The following is a 16,092-nucleotide window of genomic DNA, read 5'->3' on the forward strand; positions in this document are numbered from 1 at the left end:
CGCACCGCGAACGAGCGTGGCAGCCGATTTCGTCGGTGGTGGCGGATAGTGTCGCCGGCGACGCAAGGAGGAGACATGCCCAAGCTGCGCGTACACAACGTCTCGGTCTCTCTCGACGGGTTCGCGGCCGGTCCGGCGCAGGATCTGAAGAATCCGCTCGGGGTCGGCGGCGAGGACCTGCACACCTGGATGTTCCGCACCAGGACGGGGCGGGCGATGTTCGGCCAGGAGGGCGGCGACGAGGGGGTGGACGACGATTTCGTCCGCGCCGGCGACGAGAACATCGGGGCCACGGTGATGGGGCGCAACATGTTCGGCCCGGTGCGCGGGCCCTGGCCCGACGAGTCCTGGCGCGGCTGGTGGGGCGACGAGCCGCCGTATCACCACGACGTCTTCGTGCTCAGCCATCATCCGCGCGCGGATCTGCCGATGCGGGGTACGACGTTCCACTTCGTCACCGACGGCATCGAGGCCGCGCTGGAACGGGCGTTCGCGGCGGCGGGCGGCCGGGACGTCCGCCTCGGCGGTGGTGTCGCCACGATCCGGCAGTACCTGCGCGCCGGGCTGGTCGATGAGATGCACGTGGTGGTGGCCCCGGTCCTGCTCGGCACCGGAGAGCGGCTGCTCGGCGGCGACGCGACCGCGGGCTACGAGGTCGTGGAGTTCGTGCCCACGGACAGGGCCGCGCACTACCGGTTCGCACGCTCCACCGGGGACTGACCACGCGAGGACTGCACCGGGGACTGACCGGGAGCCGCGACGGTGGCCTCCCAGTCGATGGTGTGCCGGTGCACCCAGCCCATCATTCGTTCCTGGTTGTAGAACGTGCGCATGGCGAGCGGGAAGGTCAGGTCGCGGATGAGGCGGCCGACCGGCCCGGGGGCCTTGTCGCTGTTCACTCGCGCGGTCCGCTTGATGATCTTCTCTACGCGGTGGCGGCGCAGCGCCTCGTAGGCGGCGAACGCCCGGGCCACGGGCAGGTCGCGCAGGCACCGGGCCAGTTCGACCGCGCTCTCGATCGCCAGCGAGGCGCCCTGCCCGGAGCTGGGCGAGGTCGCGTGCGCGGCGTCGCCGACCAGCACGGCCCGGCCACGGTGCCAGACCGGTACAGGCGGCATGTCCTGCATCGTGCCGACGTTGACGAGCCCGCCCTCGGGCACGCGGTCCAGCAGGGCGAGGGCGGGGAGGGTGTCGTCGGCGTACACCGCGCGGAGCCGCCGCAGCCATTCGGCCTCGGGGGTCCGCCGGGCCTCGGCCGCGGTGACCGGCTCCGGCGAGGGCAGGTTGGCGAACCAGCCGGCCCGGCCGTCGTCCTCGACCTGGTATCCGAAGAACGCGCGCCGCCCGAACGCGAGGTGCATCGCACCACCGGTGCCGGGCAGGCCGGTCCCGTCGACCCAGCCGCCGAGGCCGAGCAGGCGGACCGAACGCGGCTGCGGCGCGGCCGGGTCCAGCAGCGATCGTACGGTGGAGCGGATGCCGTCGGCCCCGACCAGCACGTCCGCCGCGGCCGTGGTGCCGTCGGCGAACCGGGCGAGCACTCCGTCCGCGGTGGAGTCGAATCCGGTGAGGCGCTTGCCGTACTCGACGTGCACCCCGGCGGCGACGGCCACGTCGAGCAGGGCGGCGTAGAGGTCCGGGCGGGCGAAGGTGCGGCTGGTGGGCACCCCGGGCAGGTCCTCGAACGTGCCGAGGCGCTTGCCCGTACCGGTCTCCATGATCATGCGGGGAGTGGGCAGGCCGACCGGCTCCACCGTCGCGGCGGCGCCGATGACGCGCAGTGCCGCCAGGCCATTGGGGGCCAGCATGAGCGCGCCGCCGATGCCGTCAGCGCGGGAGTCGTGTGCCTCGTACACGGTCGCGGCGATGCCGGCGCGCCGCAGCGCGATCGCCGTGACCGGCCCGGCGATGCCGCCGCCGATGATCAGTGCCGTCCTGACGTCCGTCATTGCGCTCTCCCGTCGTGGGAAACTATCTCGTACCGCCGATTATCTCGTCAGGATGAGATACTAGCGATAGCGAGATACTTTGTCTGCCAGCAAAGCGCGCGACGTGCAGGAGATCGAGATCGTCGACGCCGTCCGGCGCATGATCGCGTCGGCCGTGCTCTACAGCCACCAGGTCGCCGAACGACTGCGCCTCGGGCCCAGCGACGCCCAGTTCATGACGCTGCTGGAGGTGCACGGGCCGCTCACTCCGGGCCGGTTGGCCGAGCTCACAGGGCTGCGCACCGGCACGGTGACAGGCGTGCTGGACCGGCTGGAACGGGCCGGGTTCGTCCGGCGCGAGCGCGACGCCACCGACCGCCGCAAGGTCATCGTCTCGCGGGTGGACGAGCAGATCCGGGAACGGGTCGAGCCGCACTACGCCGGGCACGCCGCAGCGATGATCCAGCTGCTGCAGCGCTACGACGCGGACCAGCTCGCGCTCATCGCCGACTTCCTCAACGCGGCCGCGGGCGGCGGCGACCTTCCTGATTGATCACCCAGGGGCCCGAGCCTGATTGATCACCTGGGGGCCGAGCCGGCACCGGCCGTTCCCCGGCGCCGCGCCCCACCGTCGAGACGGGCCACCGGCCGTGTCGCGGCTCGGCACGTGCCGCGCGCGGCACGTGCCAGGACCGGCGGCCCCGGACAGAAAGTCCGTGCCGCACAACCCGCTGACCTGCCATGATCCCGGCATGGTCGCTGCCGTGGGAGTCCGGATCGGGTGGGCCGCCGTGCCCGCCCACGTCCGTGCGGCGATCGAGGAGATACTCGGCTCGCCCGTCGTCGCGGCCGAGTCCCAGCGGGGCGGCTTCTCCCCCGGCACCGCGGACCGGGTCCGCACCGCGGCGGGCGGAGCCGCGTTCGTCAAGGCCGTCAGCCCGGCGCTCAACGAGCGCTCGACGGAACTGGCCCGGCAGGAGGCGCAGATCAGTGCCGCGTTGCCGGCACACGCACCCGTGCCGCGGTTCGTCGGCAGCTACGACGACGGCGACTGGGTGGCACTCGTCCTGGAGGACATCGAGGGGCGGCACCCGCACACCCCGTGGCGTCCGGACGAGCTGACCGCCGCCGTACACGGATTGCGGCAGCTGGCCGCCGCGCTGACCCCCTCCCCCGTGGCCGGCCTGCCCACGGCCGGGGATCGGCTGGCCGACAACTTCGCCGGCTGGGACCGGGTCGCCGCCGATCCGCCCCCGGACCTGGATCCGTGGGCCGCCGACCGCCTGGACGAACTGCGCGCGGCCGCACACGAGGCGCTGACGATGCTCCACGGCGACACCCTGTGCCACTGCGACGTCCGCGCGGACAACATGCTGTTGCGCCCCGACGGGACGGTGGTCTTCGTCGACTGGCCGTGGGGCTGCATCGGGCCGGACTGGCTGGACACGGTCCTGCTGGCGGAGAACGTGATCGTGCACGGCGGCGACCCGGCACCGCTTCTCACCGACGTCGACCCGAGGGCCGTCACCACGATCATGGCGGGGCTCGCGGGCTACTTCGTTGATCGGGCCCGGCAGCCTCCACCGCCGGGCATCCCCACGGTACGGGCGTTCCAGCGTGCCCAGGGCGCGGCGCTGCTGCCGTGGCTCCGCGGGCGTCTCACGTATTGAGCGGCGTGGGACATCCGGCACACCCCGCCGGATGCGACCGTTGAGGGCACTACGCTGGGGTGCCGTGAGCTGGGCTTCGGCGTGGCGGCCCGGACGGCGCAACCGCACACGAAACGGAAACTGATGATCGACCAGACCAAGGTACGAGTCCTCCTGCTGGAGAGCATTCACCCCGACGCCGTGTCCCGGCTCGAGGCCAACGGTTTCGAGGTCGAATCCGTCCGCAACGCCCTCGACGAGGCCGAGCTGATCGAACGGATCGACGGCGTACACCTGCTCGGCATCCGCTCCAAGACGCGGGTGACGGCCAAGGTGCTGGAGGCGGCGAACAGCCTCGTCGCGATCGGCGCGTTCTGCATCGGCACGGACCAGATCGACCTGCCGGCCGCCTCGCGCGCCGGGATCGCGGTCTTCAACGCGCCGTTCTCCAACACCCGTTCCGTGGTCGAGCTGGCCCTGGCCGAGATCATCGCGTTGACCCGCCGGCTCACCGAGAAGAACAGCGGCATGCACGCCGGGGTGTGGGACAAGGCGGCCGACGGCAGCCACGAGATCCGCGGGCGGCGCATCGGCATCGTCGGGTACGGCAACATCGGCACCCAGCTGTCGGTGCTGGCCGAGAGCGTGGGCATGCAGGTGTCGTTCTACGACACCGCGGACAAGCTGGCCCTGGGCAACGCCCGGCGCTGCGGGAGCCTCGACGAGTTGCTCGAATCCTCGGACATCATCACGCTGCACGTCGACGGCCGCCCGGGCAACGCGGGCTTCTTCGGCGCGGAGCAGTTCGCCCGGATGACCAAGGGCGCGATCTTCCTCAACCTCTCGCGCGGCATCGTGGTCGACCACGTCGCCCTGCGCGAGGCCCTGGCCAGCGGTCACCTGTCCGGCGCGGCGGTGGACGTCTTCCCCAAGGAGCCGAAGGGGCGCGGCGACGAGTTCGTCTCCGAGCTGCGCGAGCTGCCCAACGTCATCCTCACCCCGCACATCGGCGGGTCCACCGAGGAGGCACAGTCCGACATCGGCAACTTCGTGGCGACGAAGCTCGCCAGCTTCGTGCAGGAGGGCAACACCACGCTGAGCGTCAACCTGCCCAGCGTCGCCCTGCCGTTGCAGGAGGGCATGAGCCGCATCGGCCACGTGCACGTGAACACTCCGGGCGTACTGGCCCAGGTCAACAGCATCCTCGCCGACCACAAGGTCAACGTGGAGGGTCAACTGCTGACCACCCGGGGCGAGTACGGCTACCTGGTCACCGACATCAGCGGCGGATACACCGACGAGGTGCTGGAGCAGCTGCGCGCCATGGACCAGACCGTACGGCTGCGCGTCCTGGCCTGAGCGACCGCCGCTCCCTGCGGGTGGGAACCTAGACGGCTTCCACCCGCAGGAGGGTGATCCGGGCCGCCGCGTCCAGGTCGTAGCGGTCCGGCACCTGCCAGTTCCGCGGGGTCAGGGTCGAGCCCGGAGCGACGTCGCGCAGCGTCCGGGTGCCCGCGGTGACGGTCTTCGCGCCGCTCTGCACCTTGACCCGGACGGGCGCGTCGGTGGGCGACTTCACCGACAGCTCATCGAGCGCGCCGTCCACACGGACCTGGACGGTGCCCACCGGCTTGGGCAGGGAAAGCTCGACCCGGCGGGCTCCACCGGTCAGGGCAACGTCGCCGACCTGGCCGCGGCTGAGGTCGATCAGCTGCTCGTCCGCGCCCCCGGTGAAGCGCAGTGACCAGCGGACCTTGGCGGACAGGACGACCTCGACCGCTCCGGGCCGGCCGTCGCCGTCCGGGGTGACGGACAGCCGGACCTGGTCATCGGTGATCACGGGGGCGGGCACGCTGTCCGACCCGTCCGCCGCGGTGATGCGGTAGAGCTGGTCGCCGAGGTCCTCACTGCGTACGGTCAGCCGGTCCAGCCCGCCGACCACCTCCAGGCTCGCGGCGGTGCGGCCGTCCAGCGGCGCGGTCGCGGTACGCCGGTCCGCCGAACCCGCACCGAGCTGCAGGACCGAGGTGATGTCGCCGTTGGCGCCGGAGAAGAAGACGACACCGGCGACCGTACCGGCCAGCAGGATGACGCCGGTGAGCCCGACGGCGACGGCCGTGGCGGCACGCGATCGACGCGGAGCGGCTTTCGCCCGTGCGGGTGGCGGTGTCGCGGCGGGACCGGGCTGGGTCCGGGTGTCCACCTTGTGCCCGTCCGCGTTGCGGCCCTCGCCCTTGCGGTTGGCGCCATCGCGACGGGTTGCCCGGTGGGGGCGGATCTCGCGTCCCGGACCGTTGACGATGTCCCCGATGGCCGGCGCGGCCGACGCCTCGTCCAGGTCCAGCACGAGAGGAACCGGTGCCGGAGGCGCGCTGCGCCCGCCGGACCGCTTCGGCAGCGGCTCCTGCGGTGCGGCACCACCGACCGGGCCGGGCGGCGGACCCGATGCCGGGCGCGGGGCGGACGGAGACGGCCCGCGTCCGTGGGCGGACGGCGCGGGCCCTCGCCCGTCGGCGTCCGGAGACGGCCCGCGTCCGTGGGCGGCCGGGGACGGAGCCTGCCCCGGTGCGGCCGAGGGCGGGCCGGGACGGGTGGTGACGGGGACCGGGCGTTCCAGCGAAGGCCCCGGCGAGGTCGGCGCGCCCGGGCGGGCATGCGCACCGCTGATCGGGCCCGCGGAGAAGCCGAAGGACACGCGGCCGCCGGTGGCGGGCGGCGCGGGCCCGTACGGCGGCTCCGGCGCCTCGCGACCCGAATACCCGGGCTCGTCCGCGGTGCGTGTCGGGTCGGCGGATCGGCGTACGTCCCGCGTCCCCTCGGGGGACCGACGGGGCAGCTTGCCGGGGGGCGCGCCGGCGGCACGGCGGTCCGCACCGGACCCGGCCTGCGGGGGACGGCTGTCGCCGGACAGGGTGTCGCCCGCCGCCGAGCCGGGCACCCGCCTGGGCAGCTCACCGGTCGTGGCCCCGGCGACCCGGCGAGGCAGCTCAGCAGCGCCCTGCGACCCACGCCCCGCAGCCGATCCGCCGGATTCCGGACCACGACCGGCACGGGATCCGCCGGACTCCGGTCCACGACCGGGACGGGATCCATCGGATTCAGCGCCGCGGTGCGGCTCGGAAACGCCGGTCGCGCGGTCCCCATCGCGGCGGTGGACGCTGAAGGCCCAGGACGCGCTGTCCTCTGTGGCCGTATTGTCCGTGCGCGGGCCGCGGGGCGCCCGCGACTCGTCCGGCAGTGAACTCGACGCGGGCGTGCGGCCGAACGGCTCGGCGGGCGCACTCGGGCGGCGCCGGTCCCCGTCGGAGTCCCGGTTTGCCCAGTGTGCGCCGGAGGCCGACGGCAGGTCCGCGACCGCAACGGACGCATCGGACATGCCGCTGCTGTCCGCCACGTCGCCGGAAACTGTACGTTCCACGCGAATCCTCCACCCGCGCCGGCGCCGTCGATCACCGGTGGCGCTCTGCCCAGTGGTACGGATCCCGGCCCGTCGCGGATGAGTCGCGGAGGGAATTACCGTCCGTACTGGCGATCCGGCTGAATGAGCCCGCGCCGGGTGGCCACCGCGACCGCCTCCAGCTGGCTGTGCGCGTCGAGTTTCGCCAGCACCGCCTTCACGTACCCGCGGCAGGTGTGCACGCTGATGCCGAGCCGGCGGGCGATCGCGCGGGGGTCGAGGCCGGCGCCCATGAGCGCCAGCACCTCGTGCTCACGCGCCGTGAGGCCACCGGCACGCGGGCCGACCACCGGCGTGGTGCTGCGCAGCAGCCGGGCGAGGATGTCGGTGGAGACCGTCATGCCGCCGCCGTGCGCGGTGTGCACCGCGTTGAGCACATCGCCGAGTGCACCGTTCTTACTGAGGAATCCCGCGGCACCCGCCGCCGTCGCCCGGCCCACCAGGGTCGCCTCGCTGCTGGCCGTCAGGATGACCACCCGGGTCTCCGGCTGGCGGTGCCGCAACATCTCCGCGATCGCGATCCCGTCCGCGTCGGGCAGCTCGGGATCGAGCAGGATCACGTCGGGCTTCAGCTCCGCGGCGAGGCGGATCGCCTGCTCCCCGTTGCGTGCGTGGCCCACGTACCGCAGTTCGGGCTGGCCCCGCAGCGCCACACCCAGCAGCTCGGCGAAGGTCTGGTGGCCGTCGACGACGAGCACGGTGATCACCTCGTCGCCCATACCAGCCTCCCGTCAACAACCGTTGTCGAAGTCTAGAATCGGGGCGCCCGCGGGCTCGCCGTATTAACAGCCTGACAGCGTGAGCGCGCCGGAGCCTACCGCCCGGTACTGCCGCCGCCCGGATGAGTCCGACCGGCTGTGATAACAGGTCTTTCGGCCGAGGCACCCCCTCGATTTGGTCCTGTCGTCGGTGCTCCGCCAGCGGGGAGTCTGGCGCACCGACGGCCGGTCGGCCACGTCGGACCGTGCCGACCCGCGAGGGACGAAACCCATCCGGTGACCACGATGGAGGGTACGGCTCACCGCCACGCCCCCCGGACCCGGGGCGGCACCGTCGGCGACGCCGCCATCACGACCCGCAACGGCGGGTACGGCGCACAGCCGGCCCGGCGGCCCGGAGAATCATCCGGTGCCGATCGATCCTGTGTTGCAGCCGTTGCCCTTCGTGCCGGAGATCTCGCTGTTCCTCGAAGCCGGCGACGTCGGGCTCTTCGACCTGACCGGTGGGGAGTTCCGCAGCGACGAGCCGCCGCCGTTCTGGGCGTTCGCCTGGGCCGGTGGGCAGGCACTCGCGCGGCACGTACTCGATCATCCCGGGATCGTGCGCGACCGCCGCGTCCTGGATCTCGCGTCCGGTTCGGGTCTCGTGGCGATCGCGGCGGCCCGGGCGGGCGCCGCCGAGGTCCGCGCGGTGGATGTGGACCCGGCGGCACTGGCGGCGGTGGCCCGCAACGCCGCCGCGAACGGCGTCCGCGTCCGGCCGATCCTCGCGGACGCCGCGGAGTCGCTCGGAGAAATAAAGGGCAAAGCGGGTACACCAAAGACGGGTACGGAGATGGCGGACGCCGATGGAGCGGAGGTGATTCTGGCGGGCGACGCGTTCTACAGCCCGGCCGTGGCCCCCCGGATGGCCCGGGCCCTGCACCGCGCGGGCCGCTCCGGTGCCCGGGTCCTGGTGGGCGATCCGGGCCGGGGTTTTCTCCCGGAACACCTCTTCGCGCGGATCGCGGAGTACCGGGTGCCCGTTCCAGAGTCACTGGAGGAGACGAACCTGCTGGTCACAGGCGTCTGGGAGATGCGCACCACATGAGGTGCTTTCGCCAACCAACAAGTTGTACGCTACAACCATCAAGCGCCGGGGTCAGGATGAGCCGCCGCGCGCAGGCATACGTACGGGCGCAGTGCGCGACCCGACACCGGGCCGGGATCGCGCCCCCGCGAACGGCACCGGACAGCAACCGGGCTGCCCGAAGGGTGCCCGGCACCGCACGGCGGCCCGACCGCCGGTTCGAGAAATGCAGCGATCACAGCGCGGCCCGGCACCACAGGTGGGGCCCGCGCCGAGTGCGATGGGACGGCATGACGTGGTGGAACGGGACGCCGAGGACGGCGTGAGCCGGCTCGCCGGCGAGATTGTGCGGTTCGCCCGGCTGGGCGCCCGCGCCAAGAGCATGCTCAACGTTGGGGATTTCGGAGCGGAATTCTCGGCGCTCATGCTGCTCTTCCCGCTGTGCCACCAGGGCCCGCTGCGCGTCACCGACCTCGCCGAGGTCAAGCAGGCGGACCCCTCGACGATCAGCCGCCAGGCCGCCCAGCTGGTGAAGGCGGGCCTGGCCCGGCGCGAGGCCGACCCGGCCGACGGCAGGTCGTCCCGGCTGGCCGCCACGGAGGCCGGCGAGCTGGCGTGCCAGCGGATGCACGAGGCGCGGCATGCGCTGCTCAGTGAGGCGCTGAGCGCATGGCCCGCGGAGCGGGTCACCGCGTTCACCGCCCTTTTCGAGGAATTCAACAGCTCCGTCGAGGCGCTCGTGCGTCGCGACTCGGCACCAACCCCACGGGAGATTTCGTGAGTAACGCGAGTACCACCGCGACGGCGCCGACCGGCCCACCCGGCGGCGCGCCGGCCAAGCCGGGAATGTCCGCGGACTTCACCCACCGCCAGATCCTCACGATTCTCGCGGGCCTGATGATGGGCATGTTCCTGGCCGCGCTGGACCAGACGATCATGGCCACCGCGACCCGGACCATCGCCGACGACCTCAACGGCTTCAACCTGCAGGCGTGGGCAACCACGGCCTTCCTGATCACCTCGACGATCTCCACCCCGCTGTACGGCAAGCTCTCCGACATCTACGGCCGCCGCGGGTTCTTCCTGTTCGCGATCGGCGTGTTCATCGTCGGCTCGATGCTCTGCGGCCTCTCGCAGAACATGTACGAGCTGGCCGCGTTCCGCGCCATCCAGGGCATCGGCGCGGGTGGTCTGATGTCGCTCGCGCTGGCGATCATCGGCGACATCGTGCCGCCCCGCGAACGCGCCCGCTACCAGGGCTTCTTCCTCGCGGTCTTCGGCACCGCCAGCGTCATCGGCCCCATCCTGGGCGGCTTCTTCGCCGGGCAGGAGACGATCCTGGGCGTCGACGGCTGGCGCTGGGTGTTCTACCTCAACGTCCCGATCGGCATCGCCGCCATGGCCGTCGTGGCGAAGGTGCTGCACCTGCCGCACCACCGCACCGACCACCGCATCGACTGGCCCGGCGCGCTGACCCTGATCATCGGCCTGGTGCCCCTGCTCACGGTCGCCGAGCAGGGCCGCGAGTGGGGCTGGGGCTCGTCGCGCTCCATCACCTGCTACGTCATCGGCGCACTGGGCCTGGTCGCCTTCATCATCGCCGAGCGCGCGTACGGCGACGAGGCGCTCCTGCCGCTGCGGCTGTTCCGCAACCGGACCGTCGCGGTCGGCGCGACCTCCAGCACGATCGTCGGCATGGCGATGTTCGGCGGCCTGATGACCGTCCCGCTGTACCTGCAGATCGTGAAGGGCTCCTCCCCCACGATCGCGGGTCTGCAGATGATCCCGTTCGTCGTCGGCATCATGGCGGGCTCGATCACCGCGGGCCAGCTCATCGCCCGCACCGGCCGGTACCGCATCTTCCCGATCATCGGCAGCGCGCTGATGGCCGTGGCGCTGGGCCTGTTCGGGCTGATCGGCGCGGACACCCCGTTGTGGAAGACGATGCTGGTCATGGTGCTGATGGGTCTCGGTCTCGGCGGCAACATGCAGCCGATGATCACGGCAGTGCAGAACGCGGTGTCCCCGCGCGAGATCGGCGTGGCGACCAGCACCGTCACGTTCTTCCGGTCGATGGGCGGCACGCTCGGCACGGCGATCTTCCTGTCCGTGCTGTTCAACGTCCTGCCCGACAAGATCAGCAACGCGTACCACAAGGCCGCGTCGACGCCCGCGTTCCAGCAGGCGGTGGCGGCGCACCCGGATCAGGCCAAGGCTCTGCAGCAGTCGCAGGGCGGCGGCGCGCTCAGCGACACGTCGTTCCTGGGCCGGTTGTCCGACGTCATGGCGCATCCGTTCAAGTCGGGCTTCTCGGACAGCATCCACATCGTGTACCTGATGGCCCTCGGCGTAATGATCATCGGTCTCATCGTGGTGCTCTTCCTGCCCGAGATCCCGCTGGCGCAGCGGTCGGCGCAGGCTCAGCGCGCCGCCGACGCGGAGGCCGCCGAGCAGGCCGCCGAGACGGCGGACGAGGAGGGCGCGGGCGAGGCCGTGCCGGCCTCCGCCGGGCCCGACGGCCCATCCGCGGGCCGCGGCTGACCATCAACACCACACCGGGGGTACGGGTGGCAACGGCCGCCCGTGCCCCCGACGTGTGTGCGCACTAGCCTGGAGCCCATGGCAGTCGTGAAGATCAACGCGATCGAGGTGCCCGAGGGTGCCGGACCGGAACTCGAGAAGCGCTTCGCGGCCCGGCTGGGCGCCGTGGAGAACGCCCCGGGCTTCCTGGGCTTCGAGCTGCTGCGCCCGGTGGCCGGCGAGAACCGGTACTTCGTCTACACCCGCTGGGAGACCGAGGAGGACTTCCAGGCATGGTCGACCGGGTCCGGTCGGCAGGCGCACGCGGGCGAGCGGTCCAAGCCGGTCGCCTCGGGCGCCAGCCTGCTGGAGTTCGAGGTCGTCCAGCGGGTGGGCTGACCGCCGTTCACGCCTCGGCGTTGCGGGCCGCGGCCGCGATGAGCCGCTCGGCGACCGTATGGCGATCCAGGCCGAGCCGCCGCGCGGTGTCCTGCAGCACGTCGTAGGCCTCGCGGACGCTGCACCCGCGCTGGGCGATGATCACGCCGACCGCCCGGTCGACGGTCGCGCCCTCGCGCAGCCCGCTGCGTCGCTGCACCTCCCCGATCAGCACCTCGGCCTGACCCACGATCGCCATCGCGGTGAGCAGCAGCTCCGGGTGGACGCCCTGGGGGTGGGCCACGAACAGGCTCAGCGCGCCGACCGAGGTGCGCTGCACGTCGATCGGGATCGCCACGACCGCCCGCACCCCCTCGGCGCGGGCACAGTCCGCCAGCTGCGGCCACCGCGGGTCGGCGGGCAGGTCCTGGGCCGTCACGAGCGTACGGGTACGGGTGGCGTCCAGGCCGGGACCGTCGCCGACGGCGTACTGGAGGTCGTCGAGCGCCTGCGCCCGCGGCCCGGACGTGGCGCGGGTCAACGGCGCGCCGTCGCCGATCAGCGCCGCGGAGCACCGCAGCACGCCCGGTACGGCCTCGACCGTGAAGTCCGCCAGCCGCGCCAGCGCCTGGGGCACGTCGTCGGCGTCCAGCAGCCGTACCGACAGCTCCTGGAGGAGCCCGGCCAGTTCGATCGGGTGCGGGCCGGTCGGGGCCGACTGCGACACGGATGCCGCGGCCAGCGCCCGGACGCGGGTGCTGAGGCGACCCTGGGCCGGTGCGCCGGCCATGGTCGCGGACCGGCGGGTCACCAGTCCCCCAGAACTCCGATGCGGGGCAGACATTTGCCCGATATTGCCATGCGGATCGACGGACACGGTAGCCGTACCCCTAACGGGTGGCTTCTCCGGATCCGGATGCGGTGGGTGACCCCGGCTCCTCCGCGCGCCGTTCCGCGGGGTGCAGGTCACAGCGATCATCAGTCACGGCCACCGAGTACCCACATCCGGCGCCGGTCAATCAGCCCGGGAAAAGTGTGACGCCCCCGGGAGACCCGGGGGCGTCACAGATGCCGGTGTGCTGGTCGCCTCGCGGCGAAAGGCGCAACGCGGTACCAGCCGAACGGTATTCCGCGAAGGCAGATGGGTTGAGGCCCGGGGACACTGAACACACCGACATCCGTTCCCAACCGTCGGCGGGGTCACCCGATTCCGGCAGCCGATGTGACCCAGACCACACCCTGAGCCGGGCTCAAGCGCCGAGCGCCCGAGGGGAGCGTCCACCCTCCGCGGCCTCCTTGGCGATCGAGTACGCCATCTGCAGGAAGTCCGAGACGGCCGTGGCGGTGAGCGCGACTGCGGCCAGCCGGGTCAGCCGTGGCGCCAGCACCAGCCCGCCGGTCAGGCCCGTGGCCGCCCACATCGCCAGGCAGAACGGGCAGCTCACCAGCTCACCGATGGCGTGCCGCACGGCGCTGCCCTGGTCGCGGACCTCCTCGTTGACCTCGGCGCTGCCGCCGGGCTCGGCGTACCGGGTGAACGGGGCCCGCAACGGGCTGGTCACCGCGTCCTTGGCCACCAGCCGGCTCAGCTTGTGCGTGGCGATGGAGATCAGCACCACGTCGCTGGCCGCCGGGCGCTCGGGCACGGGACGTCCGGTGACCTTGGCGGCCGCGGCGAGACTGGCGGCGAGCACGCCGAAGCCGCCCATCGCCACCGCGTAGCCGCCCAGGGGTCGGTGCTCGTGCGGCGCGTACTCCTCGCACAGACGATCGATCCGGTCACGCACTGTCATCGCGAGGGTCTCCTTCAGAAGTCCTGGGTGAGCCGGGACGGGTCCACCTCGCGTCCGGGGCGCCGGGCCAGGTATTCGCGCTCCAGCTCGCCGGTGCGGCGCAGGTGGTTGCTGAGCGCGGCGTCGGGCCCATACCGCAGGGTGTCCAGCCGGGTCCGGTACAGGCTGGTGAGTTCGCGCAGCAGATCGTTGTCGGCCAGAGCGGCCGGGTCGATACCGATCTCGGCTACGTCTCCCGCCGCGCCGGGGCGCGTCGCGTCGGCCATGTGCCCTTCCCCCTTCGCAGAGCCCTTCGCGTGCCTCCCGCTTGCCCGTCCGGCAAAGCTCCGAAACCCCGCCGGTACGCTCGGAGCATGAAGGGGCTGTGGACGCCGGCGTGGATCGCGCGCCACGTGGTCGCGGTCGTCCTGGTCGTGGGTTTCTGCGGGCTGGGCTGGTGGCAGTTCACCCGCGCGGCCGGGGGAAACGCCCTGAGTTGGGGCTACACCTTCGAGTGGCCGGTCTTCGCCGGCTTCGTCGCCTTCCTCTGGGTCCGCGAGGTGCAGCACGAACGCCGCCGCAGCGCGCCGGCGGGCGACACCGCACCCGCGCCGCCGGACAGCCCCGGGACCGGTCAGCCGGGCGTGGTGAGCGTCCGGCGCCCGGTCCGGGTGCCCGTGGCACCGGTCGCGCCCGACGACGGCGACGACGCGGATCTGGCCGAATACAACGACTACCTCGCCTGGCTGGCGGCGCACCCGGGGGCGCGCCCGACGGACTACCCTGGCCCGGCGCGCCGCAATTGACGACGAACGACGAAGGACGTGCAACGTGCAGGGAGCCCTCACCCGCTACCGGATCATCGCCTGGATCGTCGGCGTGGTCCTGATCGTGCTCGTGCTGGGCATGCCGTTGAAGTACCTGGGTGACAACGACGTCGTGGTGGCCACGGTCGGGCCGGTGCACGGGTTCCTGTTCATGGTGTACCTGGCGCTCACGTTCGACCTCGGCCGCCGGGCCCGGTGGCCGCTGGGACGGATGGCGCTGGTGATGCTGGCGGGCACGGTCCCGTTCCTGTCGTTCTGGGCCGAGCGCAAGGTGAGCCACGACTGGATCAAGCCGGAGCTGGCCGCCGCATAAGACCGTTTCGCGGCAATTGCACTGCTGTAGTAACGCAGTGATTCGGCGCCATGGCAATGCGTTATCGGGATCATCAGTAAATCCCCGACTATTGGCGTGAATCATTCCACGGCATCTTGATTTTGCGCGGCGCGCCGATAGGTTGGTGCGGTTGATCCGGTCCGCAGCCACATCCCTCGGTGGCGCCGGAGCGACGCCGCCGAATCATCGCGGCGGGTACGGCGCACGCCCCACCCCCCGAGGCTCCGCCGGCCGCCGCACCGAGCCGGGGAACCGCCGAGCAGCATCTGGGGTGAATCCGCGTCAGCGGTAGGGCCTTTTTCCGTCCCCAGAGCCGCCAGAAGTCCGGCGTCAGCCAACCCGGTAGGCGGCCATGCGGAAGAAAGGCCACGTTCCGTTGTCACACGCCCGCACGAGGCTCCGGGCCCTGGTGGTCGCCGTCCTGGCCGCCGCCATCACCGGCTCCGGCGCGACGAGCGCCCATGCGGCACCCTCCACGAGTGACATCAACAAGAAGATCGAGACGGCGTCCAACCAGCTCGAGGACGTCGTCGAGTCGTACAACAAGATGAAGATCAGCCTGGCGAAGACGAAGTCGGACGAGAAGACCCTCGCCGCGTCGCTCGGTCCCGCCCGGGAGGCGCTCAAGGGCGCCACCGCCCAGGTGCAGACCATCGCCTCGTCGGCATACATGACCGGCACGGTCGGCACGGTGAACGTGCTGCTCGAGGGCCCGGACAACCTGATGGACCGGATGAGCTTCCTCGACCAGATGTCCCGCAGCCGCCAGCGCGACATCGCCACCTACACCGAGACGACGCAGAACTACGCTCAGCGGCAGGCGGCCCTCAAGAGCACCCAGGACAAGCAGAACGCTGAGGTCAAGGAGCTCGCCGCCCGCAAGAGCAAGATCGAAGGCGATCTCAAGAACCTGTACGCGATGCGCCGCTCCGCCTACGGCAGCGACACGTCCAAGGGCACCAAGTACACCGGCCCCGTGCCGAACCTGCCCGGCTCGGCCGGCACGGCGGTGAAGTACGCCTACAACGCCCTCGGCGCGATGTACAACTACGGCGCGGACGGCCCGTACGACGTCGGCTACGACTGCTCCGGGCTGACCTCGGCGGCCTGGCGCTCCGCCGGCAAGTCGTTGCCACACAACGCCGCGGCGCAGTACAGCGCCACCGCCCGGATCAGCCGCGGCGAACTCAAAGCCGGCGACCTCGTCTTCTATCGCAGCCTCGGTCACGTCGGGCTGTATGTCGGCGGCGGGATGATCATCGACGCCTCGCACGCCGGTGAGCCGGTCAAGAAGCGGTCGATCGACATCATGCCGCCCTACGGGTACGGCCGGGTGCGCTGACGGAATCGGGTGAGCCGGGCGACCGGCTCACCGCCACCCACCTGACACGGAAAAGGCCGGTGTCCCCCTCTCGGGGACACCGGCCTTTCTCGGTCGT

17 protein-coding genes are annotated in these 16,092 nt (G+C 71.9%); 11 read left to right on the forward strand and 6 right to left on the reverse strand.

Features of this window, described 5'->3' with window-relative positions; translation table 11 throughout:
- The first annotated feature begins 75 nt into the window (after nucleotides 1–75).
- Nucleotides 76–720 carry a dihydrofolate reductase family protein gene (locus ACMCNN_RS23595; RefSeq protein WP_412742688.1) on the forward strand — a complete coding sequence of 215 codons (645 nt, stop codon included), beginning with the start codon at nucleotides 76–78 and terminating at the stop codon, nucleotides 718–720.
- On the opposite strand, the gene ACMCNN_RS23600 is transcribed toward ACMCNN_RS23595, so the two are convergent.
- Nucleotides 690–1,949 carry an FAD-dependent oxidoreductase gene (locus tag ACMCNN_RS23600; RefSeq protein WP_412742689.1) on the reverse strand — a complete coding sequence of 420 codons (1,260 nt, stop codon included), beginning with the start codon at nucleotides 1,947–1,949 and terminating at the stop codon, nucleotides 690–692. The two genes, ACMCNN_RS23595 and ACMCNN_RS23600, sit on opposite strands and share 31 nt — an antisense overlap.
- A gap of 79 nt (nucleotides 1,950–2,028) precedes the next feature.
- On the opposite strand from ACMCNN_RS23600, the gene ACMCNN_RS23605 reads away from it, so the two are divergent.
- The 3 genes from ACMCNN_RS23605 (at nucleotide 2,029) to serA (ending at nucleotide 4,936) form a co-directional block, all read left to right on the forward strand.
- On the forward strand, nucleotides 2,029–2,481 hold the full coding sequence (locus tag ACMCNN_RS23605) for a MarR family winged helix-turn-helix transcriptional regulator (RefSeq protein ID WP_412742690.1): 453 nt from the start codon (nucleotides 2,029–2,031) through the stop codon (nucleotides 2,479–2,481).
- Between the two features lie 199 nt (nucleotides 2,482–2,680).
- Nucleotides 2,681–3,598, forward strand: a complete 918-nt coding sequence (locus ACMCNN_RS23610) for an aminoglycoside phosphotransferase family protein (RefSeq protein WP_412742691.1) — start codon at nucleotides 2,681–2,683, stop codon at nucleotides 3,596–3,598.
- A gap of 123 nt (nucleotides 3,599–3,721) precedes the next feature.
- Complete coding sequence (gene serA / locus ACMCNN_RS23615) at nucleotides 3,722–4,936, forward strand: phosphoglycerate dehydrogenase (protein ID WP_412742692.1); 1,215 nt, start codon at nucleotides 3,722–3,724, stop codon at nucleotides 4,934–4,936.
- Nucleotides 4,937–4,964: 28 nt separating this feature from the next.
- Here serA and ACMCNN_RS23620 read toward each other — a convergent pair whose 3' ends face one another.
- Both ACMCNN_RS23620 and ACMCNN_RS23625 read right to left on the reverse strand, forming a co-directional pair.
- Nucleotides 4,965–5,924 carry a hypothetical protein gene (locus tag ACMCNN_RS23620; RefSeq protein ID WP_412742693.1) on the reverse strand — a complete coding sequence of 320 codons (960 nt, stop codon included), beginning with the start codon at nucleotides 5,922–5,924 and terminating at the stop codon, nucleotides 4,965–4,967.
- Between the two features lie 1,166 nt (nucleotides 5,925–7,090).
- Nucleotides 7,091–7,753 (reverse strand): response regulator, encoded by a 663-nt coding sequence (locus tag ACMCNN_RS23625; RefSeq protein ID WP_412742694.1) that lies wholly within the window; start codon nucleotides 7,751–7,753, stop codon nucleotides 7,091–7,093.
- Nucleotides 7,754–8,168: 415 nt separating this feature from the next.
- On the opposite strand from ACMCNN_RS23625, the gene ACMCNN_RS23630 reads away from it, so the two are divergent.
- The 4 genes from ACMCNN_RS23630 (at nucleotide 8,169) to ACMCNN_RS23645 (ending at nucleotide 11,741) form a co-directional block, all read left to right on the forward strand.
- The gene (locus tag ACMCNN_RS23630; protein WP_412747256.1) at nucleotides 8,169–8,843 is read left to right on the forward strand and encodes a class I SAM-dependent methyltransferase; all 675 of its coding nucleotides are present in this window, start codon (nucleotides 8,169–8,171) and stop codon (nucleotides 8,841–8,843) included.
- 259 nt (nucleotides 8,844–9,102) lie between these two features.
- The gene (locus ACMCNN_RS23635) at nucleotides 9,103–9,603 is read left to right on the forward strand and encodes a MarR family winged helix-turn-helix transcriptional regulator (RefSeq protein ID WP_412742695.1); all 501 of its coding nucleotides are present in this window, start codon (nucleotides 9,103–9,105) and stop codon (nucleotides 9,601–9,603) included.
- A complete protein-coding gene (locus tag ACMCNN_RS23640) occupies nucleotides 9,600–11,363 on the forward strand; it encodes an MDR family MFS transporter (RefSeq protein WP_412742696.1) in 1,764 nt (587 codons plus the stop codon). Before ACMCNN_RS23635 ends, ACMCNN_RS23640 begins: the two co-directional genes overlap by 4 nt.
- 78 nt (nucleotides 11,364–11,441) lie before the next feature.
- Nucleotides 11,442–11,741, forward strand: coding sequence for an antibiotic biosynthesis monooxygenase family protein (locus ACMCNN_RS23645; protein ID WP_412742697.1), 300 nt, complete (start codon nucleotides 11,442–11,444; stop codon nucleotides 11,739–11,741).
- A gap of 7 nt (nucleotides 11,742–11,748) precedes the next feature.
- On the opposite strand, the gene ACMCNN_RS23650 is transcribed toward ACMCNN_RS23645, so the two are convergent.
- The 3 genes from ACMCNN_RS23650 to ACMCNN_RS23660 form a co-directional block, all read right to left on the reverse strand.
- Nucleotides 11,749–12,531: an ANTAR domain-containing protein gene (locus ACMCNN_RS23650; protein ID WP_412742698.1), complete on the reverse strand. Its 783-nt coding sequence runs from the start codon at nucleotides 12,529–12,531 to the stop codon at nucleotides 11,749–11,751.
- A gap of 439 nt (nucleotides 12,532–12,970) precedes the next feature.
- Nucleotides 12,971–13,513, reverse strand: coding sequence for a DUF1360 domain-containing protein (locus ACMCNN_RS23655; protein ID WP_412742699.1), 543 nt, complete (start codon nucleotides 13,511–13,513; stop codon nucleotides 12,971–12,973).
- A 14-nt stretch (nucleotides 13,514–13,527) separates the two neighbouring features.
- A complete protein-coding gene (locus ACMCNN_RS23660) occupies nucleotides 13,528–13,779 on the reverse strand; it encodes a DUF6158 family protein (protein WP_412742700.1) in 252 nt (83 codons plus the stop codon).
- An 87-nt stretch (nucleotides 13,780–13,866) separates the two neighbouring features.
- On the opposite strand from ACMCNN_RS23660, the gene ACMCNN_RS23665 reads away from it, so the two are divergent.
- From ACMCNN_RS23665 to ACMCNN_RS23675, 3 genes are all read left to right on the forward strand, one after another.
- Entirely contained in the window at nucleotides 13,867–14,298 is a 432-nt protein-coding gene (locus ACMCNN_RS23665; protein ID WP_412742701.1) for a hypothetical protein, read from the forward strand.
- A 25-nt stretch (nucleotides 14,299–14,323) separates the two neighbouring features.
- Nucleotides 14,324–14,632: a DUF3817 domain-containing protein gene (locus ACMCNN_RS23670; RefSeq protein WP_412742702.1), complete on the forward strand. Its 309-nt coding sequence runs from the start codon at nucleotides 14,324–14,326 to the stop codon at nucleotides 14,630–14,632.
- Nucleotides 14,633–15,062: 430 nt separating this feature from the next.
- A complete protein-coding gene (locus ACMCNN_RS23675; RefSeq protein ID WP_412742703.1) occupies nucleotides 15,063–15,995 on the forward strand; it encodes an NlpC/P60 family protein in 933 nt (310 codons plus the stop codon).
- Nucleotides 15,996–16,092 lie beyond the last annotated feature (97 nt).

It is taken from the genome of Krasilnikovia sp. MM14-A1004, assembly GCF_047159485.1.
In the GTDB taxonomy this organism is placed as follows: domain Bacteria; phylum Actinomycetota; class Actinomycetes; order Mycobacteriales; family Micromonosporaceae; genus Actinoplanes.

Coding starts and splice junctions, on each gene's coding strand:
- ACMCNN_RS23635 (WP_412742695.1), top strand. CDS start 9,103: ATGGGACGGCATGACGTGGTGGAACGGGACGCCGAGGACGGCGTGAGC.
- ACMCNN_RS23655 (WP_412742699.1), bottom strand. CDS start 13,513: ATGACAGTGCGTGACCGGATCGATCGTCTGTGCGAGGAGTACGCGCCG.
- ACMCNN_RS23600 (WP_412742689.1), bottom strand. CDS start 1,949: ATGACGGACGTCAGGACGGCACTGATCATCGGCGGCGGCATCGCCGGG.
- ACMCNN_RS23610 (WP_412742691.1), top strand. CDS start 2,681: ATGGTCGCTGCCGTGGGAGTCCGGATCGGGTGGGCCGCCGTGCCCGCC.
- ACMCNN_RS23665 (WP_412742701.1), top strand. CDS start 13,867: ATGAAGGGGCTGTGGACGCCGGCGTGGATCGCGCGCCACGTGGTCGCG.
- ACMCNN_RS23595 (WP_412742688.1), top strand. CDS start 76: ATGCCCAAGCTGCGCGTACACAACGTCTCGGTCTCTCTCGACGGGTTC.
- serA (WP_412742692.1), top strand. CDS start 3,722: ATGATCGACCAGACCAAGGTACGAGTCCTCCTGCTGGAGAGCATTCAC.
- ACMCNN_RS23625 (WP_412742694.1), bottom strand. CDS start 7,753: ATGGGCGACGAGGTGATCACCGTGCTCGTCGTCGACGGCCACCAGACC.
- ACMCNN_RS23660 (WP_412742700.1), bottom strand. CDS start 13,779: ATGGCCGACGCGACGCGCCCCGGCGCGGCGGGAGACGTAGCCGAGATC.
- ACMCNN_RS23645 (WP_412742697.1), top strand. CDS start 11,442: ATGGCAGTCGTGAAGATCAACGCGATCGAGGTGCCCGAGGGTGCCGGA.